This window comes from Bacillus sp. MN7755 (assembly GCF_054771475.1).
Map to the genome: position 1 here is coordinate 1 of NZ_BTRL01000009.1, position 12065 is coordinate 12065.

The 12065-nt window shown below is 37.6% G+C and carries 8 protein-coding genes, 9 tRNA genes and 2 rRNA genes; all 19 read left to right on the top strand.

Going from position 1 to position 12065, the window contains the following annotated elements:
- A 23S ribosomal RNA gene (locus ACYVEC_RS11040) occupies nt 1-105 on the top strand; the annotation flags it as partial.
- Nucleotides 106-190: 85 nt separating this feature from the next.
- A 5S ribosomal RNA gene (rrf, locus tag ACYVEC_RS11045) occupies nt 191-306 on the top strand.
- Between the two features lie 9 nt (nt 307-315).
- A tRNA-Asn gene (locus tag ACYVEC_RS11050) sits at nt 316-390 on the top strand.
- A 4-nt stretch (nt 391-394) separates the two neighbouring features.
- A tRNA-Thr gene (locus ACYVEC_RS11055) sits at nt 395-467 on the top strand.
- A 22-nt stretch (nt 468-489) separates the two neighbouring features.
- A tRNA-Glu gene (locus ACYVEC_RS11060) sits at nt 490-564 on the top strand.
- A 5-nt stretch (nt 565-569) separates the two neighbouring features.
- Nucleotides 570-645, top strand: a tRNA-Val gene (locus tag ACYVEC_RS11065).
- Between the two features lie 17 nt (nt 646-662).
- Nucleotides 663-746, top strand: a tRNA-Tyr gene (locus tag ACYVEC_RS11070).
- Nucleotides 747-811: 65 nt separating this feature from the next.
- Nucleotides 812-886 (top strand) — tRNA-Gln (locus tag ACYVEC_RS11075).
- 5 nt (nt 887-891) lie between these two features.
- Nucleotides 892-964, top strand: a tRNA-Lys gene (locus ACYVEC_RS11080).
- An 8-nt stretch (nt 965-972) separates the two neighbouring features.
- A tRNA-Gly gene (locus ACYVEC_RS11085) sits at nt 973-1044 on the top strand.
- A 10-nt stretch (nt 1045-1054) separates the two neighbouring features.
- A tRNA-Ala gene (locus ACYVEC_RS11090) sits at nt 1055-1127 on the top strand.
- 114 nt (nt 1128-1241) lie between these two features.
- Nucleotides 1242-2387 (top strand): glycerate kinase, encoded by a 1146-nt coding sequence (locus ACYVEC_RS11095; protein ID WP_142332695.1) that lies wholly within the window; start codon nt 1242-1244, stop codon nt 2385-2387.
- A gap of 210 nt (nt 2388-2597) precedes the next feature.
- Nucleotides 2598-3491 (top strand): arginase, encoded by an 894-nt coding sequence (rocF, locus tag ACYVEC_RS11100; RefSeq protein ID WP_063223535.1) that lies wholly within the window; start codon nt 2598-2600, stop codon nt 3489-3491.
- 249 nt (nt 3492-3740) lie between these two features.
- Nucleotides 3741-4562, top strand: coding sequence for a diadenylate cyclase CdaA (gene cdaA / locus ACYVEC_RS11105; protein ID WP_063223536.1), 822 nt, complete (start codon nt 3741-3743; stop codon nt 4560-4562).
- Nucleotides 4555-6048: a CdaR family protein gene (locus tag ACYVEC_RS11110; RefSeq protein ID WP_275718679.1), complete on the top strand. Its 1494-nt coding sequence runs from the start codon at nt 4555-4557 to the stop codon at nt 6046-6048. The genes cdaA and ACYVEC_RS11110 overlap by 8 nt, the downstream gene beginning before the upstream one ends.
- The gene (gene glmM / locus ACYVEC_RS11115) at nt 6041-7387 is read left to right on the top strand and encodes a phosphoglucosamine mutase (RefSeq protein ID WP_060629225.1); all 1347 of its coding nucleotides are present in this window, start codon (nt 6041-6043) and stop codon (nt 7385-7387) included. The genes ACYVEC_RS11110 and glmM overlap by 8 nt, the downstream gene beginning before the upstream one ends.
- Nucleotides 7388-7674: 287 nt before the next feature.
- Nucleotides 7675-7860: a hypothetical protein gene (locus ACYVEC_RS11120; protein WP_033659100.1), complete on the top strand. Its 186-nt coding sequence runs from the start codon at nt 7675-7677 to the stop codon at nt 7858-7860.
- A gap of 12 nt (nt 7861-7872) precedes the next feature.
- Nucleotides 7873-9675, top strand: a complete 1803-nt coding sequence (glmS, locus tag ACYVEC_RS11125; protein WP_063223538.1) for a glutamine--fructose-6-phosphate transaminase (isomerizing) — start codon at nt 7873-7875, stop codon at nt 9673-9675.
- A gap of 277 nt (nt 9676-9952) precedes the next feature.
- Nucleotides 9953-11908: a S9 family peptidase gene (locus ACYVEC_RS11130; RefSeq protein WP_063223539.1), complete on the top strand. Its 1956-nt coding sequence runs from the start codon at nt 9953-9955 to the stop codon at nt 11906-11908.
- The last annotated feature ends 157 nt before the right edge of the window (nt 11909-12065 follow it).

Here is a 12065-nt window from a genome sequence, read left to right on the forward strand (position 1 = left end):
GTAAGCTAGTAAGATCCCTGAAAGATGATCAGGTTGATAGGTTCGAGGTGGAAGCATGGTGACATGTGGAGCTGACGAATACTAATAGATCGAGGACTTAACCATATAATATGTAGCAATGTTATCTAGTTTTGAAGGAATATATATTTTCTTCTTGACATTTCGAAAGAAATGTTTACAATAATAAAAGTCTGGTAATGATGGCAGAGAGGTCACACCCGTTCCCATACCGAACACGGAAGTTAAGCTCTCTAGCGCCGATGGTAGTTGGGACCTTGTCCCTGTGAGAGTAGGACGTTGCCAGGCTAATATTGTTCCGCAGTAGCTCAGTGGTAGAGCTATCGGCTGTTAACCGATCGGTCGTAGGTTCGAGTCCTACCTGCGGAGCCATTATGCTTCCATAGCTCAGCTGGTAGAGCACTTCCATGGTAAGGAAGAGGTCACCGGTTCAAGCCCGGTTGGAAGCTTGGGAAGAGTTTTAAAAATTTTGGCCCGTTGGTCAAGTGGTTAAGACACCGCCCTTTCACGGCGGTAACACGGGTTCGAATCCCGTACGGGTCACCACTTTTGGAGGATTAGCTCAGCTGGGAGAGCACCTGCCTTACAAGCAGGGGGTCGGCGGTTCGATCCCGTCATCCTCCACCATATATATTTTAAATGTCGGAGGGGTAGCGAAGTGGCTAAACGCGGCGGACTGTAAATCCGCTCCTTCGGGTTCGGCAGTTCGAATCTGCCCCCCTCCACCATTTTCTTTAAAATAACCTGAGAGGGTTTATTTTTTTGAAAAGATAACCATACTAGTAAATATTAATGGGCTATAGCCAAGCGGTAAGGCAACGGACTTTGACTCCGTCATGCGCTGGTTCGAATCCAGCTAGCCCAGCCATTTACGAGCCATTAGCTCAGTTGGTAGAGCATCTGACTTTTAATCAGAGGGTCGAAGGTTCGAGTCCTTCATGGCTCATCATTTTTGCGGAAGTAGTTCAGTGGTAGAATACAACCTTGCCAAGGTTGGGGTCGCGGGTTCGAATCCCGTCTTCCGCTTAATTACTAAGGGGCCTTAGCTCAGCTGGGAGAGCGCCTGCCTTGCACGCAGGAGGTCAGCGGTTCGATCCCGCTAGGCTCCATCTAAATAAAAAGCTTACATCATATGATGTAAGCTTTTTTTGTGTTTGAAAAGACAACTTTCATATTTTTCATTTAAAATGGAGAAAACGTGAAAATAAAGGATGGGGATAATTGTGAAAGTTGTTATTGCATCTGATTCATATAAAGAAAGCTTAAAAGCTATAGAAGTATGTGAGGCTATTGAAAGAGGTTTTGGAGCAATTTTCCCTAAAGCAGAGTATGTAAAAATACCAATTGGAGATGGAGGTGAAGGAACGGTTGATTCACTTGTCGATGCCACAGGGGGAAGGATTACATCACTTCATGTGACAGGACCGCTTAGAGAACGTGTACAAGCCTTTTACGGTATGTCTAAAGATAAAAAGACAGCGTTTATTGAAATGGCAGCAGCATCAGGGTTACAACATGTTCCAGTTAAAAAGCGAAATCCACTTGTTACAACGACAAAAGGAACAGGAGAACTTATACTACATGCGCTAGATGAAGGAGCTGAGCACATTATTTTAGGACTTGGAGGAAGTGCTACAAATGATGGAGGAGCAGGTATGTTGTCAGCTTTAGGAGTCAGGTTTATAAATGGAAAAGGGGAAGTAATAGATCCATCTGGAGGAACGTTACATTCAATTGTCGCTATTGATTTTGCGCGAATGGACTCACGCTTAACGCATATAAAGATAGAAGCAGCATGTGATGTAGATAATCCGTTAGTTGGAATAAGGGGAGCATCTCTTGTATTTGGGCAGCAAAAGGGTGCGAATGCAGAGATGATGAAAGAGCTGGATGAGAATTTAAAGCATTATGCGCACATCCTTAAACAATACTTATCTTGCGACGTATCTAAAATACCTGGCGCAGGGGCTGCAGGAGGTATGGGAGCAGCTGTTATAGCAGTATTAAAGGGAAACTTGCGGAGAGGAATTGAAATTGTATTAGATTATACAAAATTTGATAAGTATATAGAAGGAGCAGATTTAATTATAACTGGTGAAGGTAGAATAGATGAACAAACAGCATATGGAAAGGCTCCTGTAGGTGTTGCGGAGCGTGCGAAGCATTTTCACATTCCTGTTGTTGCTATTGGAGGATCTGTGTCTCCAAATTACACTGCTGTTCATGAAAAGGGAATTGATGCAGTATTTAGTATTACAGCGAGTCCGATGACTTTAGAAGAGGCATATAAAGTAGCAGCAGAGAATATCGAAATGACAGCAAAAAATATTGCTGCAGTGTGGAAAATAGCATCAGAAAAACACTCCTAAATGTAGAAGTGTTTTTTTATTATTATCTAATAATAATGATGGTAGTTGTTTCATCAAGTTAACTTTATACATAGAATAGTCTTAACATTTAGGTTTCAAGGCCGATATAAGTGAATAATTTGTATATCCATACAAAAAAATGTCGAGTTGAGTCAGACTATATAAAAGATTTAAAATATTTAGTGAAGGCACAAAAGGGGGATACTATCTATGAAAAAAGAAATCTCAGTTATTGGAGTTCCAATGGATTTAGGACAGATGCGTCGTGGAGTTGATATGGGGCCGAGTGCAATCCGTTATGCAGGCGTAGTTGAAAGAATTGAAGAAATTGGATATGACGTTAAAGATATGGGAGATATATGTATAGAGAGAGAAAAAGAAGTAGATATAAATACAAGCTTAAGAAACCTTACACAAGTTGCAACTGTATGTAACGAATTAGCAAGTAAGGTGGATCATATTATAGAAGAGGGACGTTTTCCACTTGTATTAGGTGGTGACCATAGTATCGCTATCGGTACATTAGCTGGTGTTGCGAAACATTATAAAAATTTAGGTGTTATTTGGTATGATGCACATGGCGACTTAAATACAGAAGAAACTTCACCATCTGGAAATATTCACGGTATGTCACTTGCAGCAAGTTTAGGGTATGGACATCCTTCACTTGTAGATTTATACGGGGCATATCCAAAGGTGAAAAAAGAGAATGTTGTAATTATCGGTGCACGAGCATTAGATGAAGGAGAAAAAGACTTCATCCGCAATGAAGGTATTAAAGTATTCTCAATGCACGAGATCGATCGTATGGGTATGACGGCTGTTATGGAAGAAACAATCGCGTATTTATCTCATACTGATGGTGTCCATTTATCATTAGATTTAGATGGTCTTGATCCTCATGATGCACCAGGAGTTGGAACGCCTGTAATTGGTGGCCTATCTTATCGTGAAAGCCATTTAGCAATGGAAATGTTAGCGGAAGCTGATATTGTTACATCTGCTGAGTTTGTTGAGGTAAATACGATTTTAGATGAGCGAAATAGAACAGCAACAACAGCGGTTGCTTTAATGGGTTCTTTATTCGGTGAAAAACTAAAATAAATGTAAGAAAAGCAACTGAGAAGTTGCTTTTTTTATTTGAAAATAGGCGTATAATAATGATTTATATTATACTGTACGATAAGAATGTTTGACATCTTACCAATTTAGACTAAAGGGGGGTTGTTTGTAATTGTTGTTTGTTTCATGTATGGTATAATTAACTAGTTGTTGGAAATACATACAGATAGAGCATAAAATAATATTTCAATATATGGATAGAATTGCTCGTAAGTAGGAGGAAGGGTTAGCATGCCTTTTGAAGATACGACCATTTTGAAATATCTTAGTACGGTATTAGATATTGCCGTTGTATGGTTTATTATATATAAGCTAATTCTCATAATCCGGGGGACGAAAGCTGTTCAACTTTTAAAAGGGATTACAGTTATTATTGTCGTTCGGATGATCAGTATTTTCCTTGAATTGCATACGCTATATTGGCTAACTGAACAAGTATTAACGTGGGGATTTTTAGCCGTTATTATTATTTTCCAGCCAGAATTACGAAGAGCGCTTGAGCAGCTAGGACGCGGGAGCCTGTTTTCTCGTGTTGGGACTCAAGAGGATGATGAACCTGAAATCGTTGCAACAGCGATAGCGAAAGCAACGGAATATATGGGGAAACGTAGAATAGGTGCATTAATTACTTTGTCAAAAGAGACCGGTATGGGTGATTATGTGGAAACGGGTATTCCGCTAAATGCAAACGTATCATCGGAATTACTCATTAATATTTTCATTCCTAATACACCTCTTCACGACGGAGCAGTAATTATGCAAGGAAGTACCATTAAAGCAGCAGCATGTTATCTGCCGTTATCGGAAAGTCCATTTATCTCTAAGGAGTTAGGAACTAGGCATCGCGCTGCAATGGGAGTTAGTGAAGTTACGGATAGTATTACAGTAGTTGTGTCGGAAGAAACAGGCCAAATTTCTTTAACGAAAAATGGTAAGTTGCATCGTGATTTGAAGACAGAACAACTGAAAGATATGTTGTTAGCTGAGTTTAGTGCGAACGAAAAAACGACTTCTTCGTCTTTATGGAATTGGAGGAGAAAGCGTCATGGATAAGTTAATGGAGAATCATTGGTTTTTAAAAGGAATCTCATTACTATTGGCGTGTATGCTTTTTATGTCAGCGACTTTAACTGAAAAAAATACGACATCAGGGATACTACCTTTTGCAAATGATGCGAAAGAAACATTAACTAATTATGATATTAACCTTAAGTATGATGAAGAGAAATATATTGTAAGTGGTATTCCGGCAGAGGGCGTTAAGGTAAAGTTAGAGGGCCCAAAAGCAGCAGTTGCTACAGCAAAAGCAAAAAAACAATTTGATATACCAGTTGATTTGAGAGATAGCGAAACAGGAACTTATGAAGTTTCTTTGAAAACGAACGGGCTTCCAGATGATGTGAAAGGAACAGTTCAGCCATCGACAATTAAAATTACTCTTCATGAAAAAGCGAGAAAATATGTTCATGTAGACTTAAAATTATCAAATGAGGATCAGATGCCAGCGGGTTCTACCCTCGAAAAATCAAACATTAAACCTGATACTGTTGAGGTAGTTGGGACGAAAGAAGAAATTGAAAGTATTTCATCTGCTAAAGCGTATATTGATTTAAAAGGTGTTAATAAAACTGTTACGAAAACAGCCGAAGTTACATTATACAATAAAGAAGGAAAACGTTTAAATGTAAGAACAAGTCCATCTAAAATTAATGTAACGTTGAATGTGACGACGCAAGCAACGGCCAATAATACTGAAAAAACTGTTCCTGTAACGTATACGAAAAAGGGGAGTTTACCAGAAGGATTGGCCGTTACAAATATTAGCGTTGAGCCGAGAGAAATAACGATAGCAGGTCCAAAAGATATATTGGATAATATACAATCGATAGAGGGGGTCGAAGTAGATCTTAGTCAATTGACAGAGTCTACAACATTCGATACCTCTGTTTTATTACCAAAGGGTGTAACAAGTGCAAAACCGAATCAAGTGAAGGTTTCAGTAGGTGTGCAAAAAACAAAACAAACGAAAACAAGAACGATTGATGGTATATCAATTCAAAAAAATGGACTTTCTAAAGATGTTACGGCCCAGCTACTTTCGCCGCAAGATGGGAAGATAAGCGTTGATATTTCAGGAGAAACAAGTATAGTAGATAAAATAACAGCAGCTCAAATAACAGCAGCGATTAATCTGCAAAATGTATCTCCGGGGACGAAGGATGTTTCTATTCAAGTGAGCGGTCCTGGTAATATTTCAATAGAGCCAAAACAAAAAAGTGCTAAAGTCACAATTGTGAAGAAAGAAAATCCAGATAAAGAAGTACAGGGTAACGGTGAAAAACCAGATTCAAATAATAACCAAGATAATCAAACTGAAAAACCAAAAAATCCTGAACCTGAACCTGAGCCTAAACCTGATCCGGAAAAGGAAAAGGAAAAGGAAAAGGAAAAGGAACAAAATAAAGAAAAAGAAACTAGTCAAGAGCCAACAGTAGATAATCAAAAAGAGCCAGACAAAGGAGCGAATCATAATGGGTAAATATTTTGGTACAGATGGAGTACGCGGGGTAGCGAACCAGGAGTTAACGCCTGAATTAGCGTTCAAAATTGGACGTTTCGGTGGTTATGTATTAACAAAAGATACAGATCGTCCAAAAGTAATTATCGGCCGTGATACACGTATATCAGGACATATGCTAGAAGGAGCTTTAGTAGCAGGTCTATTATCAACTGGAGCAGAAGTAATGCGTCTTGGTGTTATTTCTACACCAGGTGTTGCTTATTTAACAAAAGCGTTAGATGCACAAGCAGGTGTTATGATTTCTGCATCTCATAATCCAGTACAGGATAACGGAATTAAATTCTTTGGTTCAGACGGTTTTAAATTAACGGATGAGCAGGAAGCAGAAATCGAAGCTTTATTAGACAAAGAAGTTGATGAATTGCCACGTCCAACAGGTACTAATCTTGGACAAGTGAGTGATTATTTTGAAGGTGGACAAAAATATTTACAATACATTAAACAAACTGTAGAGGAAGATTTCTCTGGTTTACATATCGCCTTAGATTGTGCGCATGGTGCTACGTCTTCTTTAGCTCCATATTTATTTGCGGATTTAGAAGCTGATATTTCAACAATGGGTACTTCACCAAACGGTATGAACATTAATGATGGAGTAGGCTCTACACATCCAGAAGTATTAGCTAAACTAGTAAAAGAAAAAGGTGCTGATATCGGTCTTGCTTTTGATGGTGATGGTGACCGTTTAATCGCTGTAGATGAAAAAGGAAACATCGTTGATGGCGATCAAATTATGTTTATTTGTGCAAAGTACATGAAAGAAACTGGTCAACTAAAGCACAATACAGTTGTTTCAACAGTTATGAGTAACCTAGGTTTCTATAAAGCGCTTGAAGCTAACGGTATTACAAGTGATAAAACAGCAGTTGGTGATCGCTACGTAATGGAAGAAATGAAGCGTGGTGGATATAACCTGGGAGGAGAACAATCAGGTCACATTATCTTACTTGATTACATTACAACTGGTGATGGAATGTTAAGTGCACTTCAACTTGTAAACATCATGAAAATGACGAAAAAACCATTATCTGAGCTTGCAGGAGAAATGACAAAATTCCCGCAATTACTAGTAAACGTTCGTGTAACAGATAAAAAGCTAGCATTAGAAAACGAAAAAATTAAAGAAATTATTCGTGTTGTAGAGGAAGAAATGAATGGTGATGGCCGCATTCTTGTTCGTCCATCTGGAACAGAGCCACTTATTCGTGTAATGGCAGAAGCACCAACACAAGAAGTTTGTGACGCATATGTGCATCGCATTGTAGAAGTTGTGAAAGCGGAAGTTGGCGCTGAATAATTTGATAAATTTATTGAAAAAGGAGCACAAGAAGTGCTCCTTTTTCATATGTTTTATAGACAATGAAAAAAATTTCATTGACGGTTTATCCATGTTTGTTATAAGATGGTCTTGTTCTTTTTCTCAAAGGAAATATTATAATTTATAGAAGCGCCAGAACTACAAGTAGTGTAGTTGACGAGGTGGGGTTTATCGAGATTTCGGCGGATGACTCCCGGTTGTTCATCACAACCGCAAGCTTTTACTTAAATCATTAAGGTGACTTAGTGGACAAAGGTGAAAGTGTGATGAGAGAAAAGGAACGGATGAAAACTAGCTGTATAAGTATATACGGACTTAAACCCAATCGAGAGGAAGGTGAAAGCCGTTACAAGCTTACAGGGCTAGCAATATGTAATCCGTTTTTTAGTATAAATAAAAATGGTATCGGACTATGTCGTTACATGTTCGCAGAGCAGTGTAAGCATTTGTAACGGCGACTAAACATGTGTGGAATCGTAGGATTTATTGGAGAGCAAGATGCAAAGGAAATTTTATTAAAAGGTTTAGAGAAGCTAGAATATCGTGGATATGATTCAGCAGGTATTGCAGTACAAGCAAAGAACGGCGTTGTTGTATACAAAGAAAAAGGTCGTATTGCAAAACTTCGCGAAATCGTAGATGAGAACGTAGCAGCAAGCGTGGGAATCGGTCACACACGCTGGGCTACACATGGTGTTCCAAGCAAAGTAAACGCGCATCCGCATCAAAGTACATCAAAACGCTTTACACTAGTTCATAACGGTGTAATTGAAAACTATGAGCTAGTGAAAAAGGAATATTTACAAGATGTAACGTTCGTAAGTGAAACAGATACAGAGGTTATCGTACAGCTTATGGAACAACAAGTGAGCACAGGACTAAGTGTAGAAGAAGCGTTCCGTAATACGCTATCTCTTTTACATGGCTCTTATGCAATCGGATTACTTGATGCTGAAAATCCAAACATGATTTATGTTGCTAAAAACAAAAGCCCGCTATTAGTAGGTGTTGGTGACAACTTTAATGTTGTGGCGAGCGACGCTATGGCGATGTTACAAGTTACAGATCAATTTATTGAATTAATGGATAAAGAAATCGTAATTGTAACGAAAGAAAGTATTACAATTAAAAACTTACAAGGTGAAACGATTGAACGTGCACCGTTTACAGCGGAATTAGATGCAAGTGATATTGAAAAGGGAACATATCCTCATTTCATGCTTAAAGAAATCGATGAGCAACCACTTGTAATCCGTAATATAATTCAAAAGTACCAAGATGAAAATGGCGAGATTGAATTAGATCAAGACATTCGCAATGCAATTTTAGATAGCGATCGTATTTACATCATTGCATGTGGAACAAGTTATCATGCAGGTCTTGTTGGAAAACAATTTATCGAGAAGTTTGCAAAAATGCCAGTTGAAGTGCATGTAGCAAGTGAATTCTCTTATAACATGCCATTATTAACAGAAAGACCATTCTTCATTTACATTTCACAAAGTGGTGAAACAGCTGATAGCCGTGCAGTACTTGTACAGACAAATGAAATGGGGCATAAAGCATTAACGATTACAAACGTACCTGGTTCTACGCTTTCTCGTGAAGCTGATTATACACTTCCGTTATACGCGGGACCAGAAATCGCAGTTGCATCAACGAAAGCTTATACAGCACAACTTGCAGTACTTTCAATTTTAGCTGCGGACATTGCTAGAGCGAAAGGTGAAGTTCTTGATTTCGATTTAACACACGAATTAGGACTTGTAGCAAATGCAATGATAGAACTTTGTGATCAAAAAGAGGAAATGGACGCATTAGCAAAACAATTTTTAGCAACAACGCGTAATTGTTTCTTCATCGGACGTAGCGTAGACTTCTACGTAGGTTTAGAAGGCGCGTTAAAGCTAAAAGAAATCTCTTACATCCAAGCAGAAGGATTTGCTGGAGGAGAGTTAAAACACGGTACAATCGCTTTAATTGAAAATGGTACACCAGTTATCGCACTTGCTACACAAGAGCACGTAAACCTTGGAATTCGTGGTAACGTGAAAGAAGTAGTAGCACGCGGAGCTAACCCATGTATCATCTCAATGAAGGGCTTAGAAATGGAAGGTGACAGCTTCGTATTACCAGCTGTACACGAAGCGCTAGCACCGCTAGTAGCAGTTATTCCATTACAACTTATCTCATACTACGCAGCACTTCACCGCGAGTGTGACGTTGATAAGCCACGTAACTTAGCTAAGTCTGTTACGGTTGAGTAGGAGATTGGTAGGTTAATAAATATAGTTGTAGTTTAAAAATAAATTTATGAATTTGTATCCCTTTAGATATTTTATCTAAAGGGATATTTTTGTGTTGAAAAAGAACATCTGAAATTGGTAAGTGGATAGAAGAACCCTATAGATTAAAATTTTACTTTATCGGATTCACTTTTATTTATCTGAATTTTCCGTTACTATTTTAAGTATCCGTGAACAATTTCCTTTATTATGACAAAAAGAGACGAGAGATTTATGGACATTACAAGGGGGCATATTGATGAAAGTGAGTGAAAAAACATATTTAAGTATAGAAGAGATTATTTCAGTACCAACCTTATCAAGTACAAATATAAGCGATGATGGCAAAAATGTAGCATTTGTTAAGAGAACAGCTAACTGGAAAGACAATACATATATAAATCATGTATGGATATATGAAAAAGGTAAAGGGCAGAGTTATCCACTAACAACTGGAGATATAGATAGTACACATCCATTATGGTCCCCAGATTCTAAGACTATTGCCTACCTTAGCTCAGGTGGTGATGGGGCTAATAAAAATCAGATCTTTGTTAAGTCACTAGACGACTATAGTGAGGTTAAAATTACTGATGAGAAAGAAGGAGTCAGTAATTTTAAATGGGATCCTACTGGTAAAGGTTTTTATTATATTGCACATTCAAAGGAATGTGAGGAGATAAAGAAACGTAAGGAACTATATGGAGATTTCTATCATGTAGGTAAGGAACATCAAAATAATTGTTTATACTACATTGAAATAGAAAAAGTGAAACAAAATGATAAACAGGAACGGAAGGTTAGTGGTGTTTATGAACTAACGGACGGTAAGGATTTTTATATACATAACTTTGATATTTCAAATGATGGGAAAAAGGTTGTATGTATGGCTACACCAAGCCTAAACGATTATATGAATGGTGATCTATACATATTAGATATTGAATCTAGGGAACTACAAAAGATGAATATAGATAAGTTGTTGGGAGGGAGTGTTTACTTTTCTCCTGAGGGCAGCAAAATATGTTACTCAGCAAGCATAAGAGAGAAGGATTACTATAAAAACCATATACAAGAGAGTACATTAGAGATATATGATATGAATAGTGGAAAGATAATTCAGCCTTTAACAGATTTTGATAGTACGGTTATGCCATTACAGTGGACAGCTAAAGGAATTTTAATTAGATGGCAGGATAAAACGAATTACCTCATTGGATTGCTATGTGAGGATGGTACTGTGGAAATGTTAAGCGAAAGAGTAGATGGCTTTATAATGGATGCTTCCATAACAAGGGATGGAAATCATATAACCTATAATAAGGCTATAACAAATGAAACTTTTGAAATCTATTTGGATGATAAAAAAATAACGAATGAAAATAGCTTTTTCGAAGGAAGGCTTAAAAGTAACAGGGAAATCATCTCATGGCAAAGTAGTGATGGCCTGGAAATAGAGGGTGTTTTATCAACCCCTGTAGAGTTTGACGCAAATAAAAAATATCCCTTATTAGTAGTAATTCATGGTGGTCCGGCTTGGGCATCCTTTCCGATATTTTCAGACTGTTTTAATGAGAAATATCCGATTGAACAGTTTGTTGAAAAAGGCTTTATCGTTTTAGAACCAAACTACAGGGGAAGTTCTGGTTATGGTAATGAATTTTTAAAAGCAAACTATAGAAAACAGGGAATTGCTGACTATGATGATGTTGTATCTGGAGTGGATAAACTAGTTGGAAAAGGGATTGTAGATAAAGATAGAGTAGGAGTTATGGGATGGAGTAATGGGGGATATATATCGGCTTTCTGTTCTACATTTAGTAGTAGATTTAAAGCTATTTCGGTGGGGGGTGGAATTACTAATTGGAGTACCCATTATGTACATACAGATATCCCTTACTTTATTAGAATGTATTTAGGAGATACTCCATGGAATGATCTAGATATATATAAGAAAACATCACCAATGACATATATTAAATCAGCCTGTACGCCTACCTTAATTCAACATGGGGAAAAGGATGTAAGAATTCCAATTACAAATGCATATGAGCTATATGAAGGATTAAGAGATATGGAAGTTGATACAGAATTAATTATATTTAAAGGAATGGCATATAGTTCGGATCAGCCAGGAATTCATGTAGCCATTATGAAGCAGAATTTGATGTGGTTTTCACACTATATTCTTGGAGAAAGTATGAAAGATTTTTAGTACTATATAATGGATATCGGCACAGGTGTTTTTGCTGTGCAACCGAGTCAGCTTGTTGTAAACTGCGTTTAAATCATTACTGAGAAGATTTAAATGATTATAAGATTTGGAGTAAATAAGAAAGAGCCTATAATCAGGCTCTTTTTCTTATTTATAT

What these genes read in the sequence shown, in the direction of transcription:
- ACYVEC_RS11130 (WP_063223539.1), top strand. Translation starts at nt 9,953, where the DNA reads ATGAAAGTGAGTGAAAAAACATATTTAAGTATAGAAGAGATTATTTCA.
- ACYVEC_RS11110 (WP_275718679.1), top strand. Translation starts at nt 4,555, where the DNA reads ATGGATAAGTTAATGGAGAATCATTGGTTTTTAAAAGGAATCTCATTA.
- ACYVEC_RS11120 (WP_033659100.1), top strand. Translation starts at nt 7,675, where the DNA reads ATGAGAGAAAAGGAACGGATGAAAACTAGCTGTATAAGTATATACGGA.
- glmM (WP_060629225.1), top strand. Translation starts at nt 6,041, where the DNA reads ATGGGTAAATATTTTGGTACAGATGGAGTACGCGGGGTAGCGAACCAG.
- rocF (WP_063223535.1), top strand. Translation starts at nt 2,598, where the DNA reads ATGAAAAAAGAAATCTCAGTTATTGGAGTTCCAATGGATTTAGGACAG.
- glmS (WP_063223538.1), top strand. Translation starts at nt 7,873, where the DNA reads ATGTGTGGAATCGTAGGATTTATTGGAGAGCAAGATGCAAAGGAAATT.
- cdaA (WP_063223536.1), top strand. Translation starts at nt 3,741, where the DNA reads ATGCCTTTTGAAGATACGACCATTTTGAAATATCTTAGTACGGTATTA.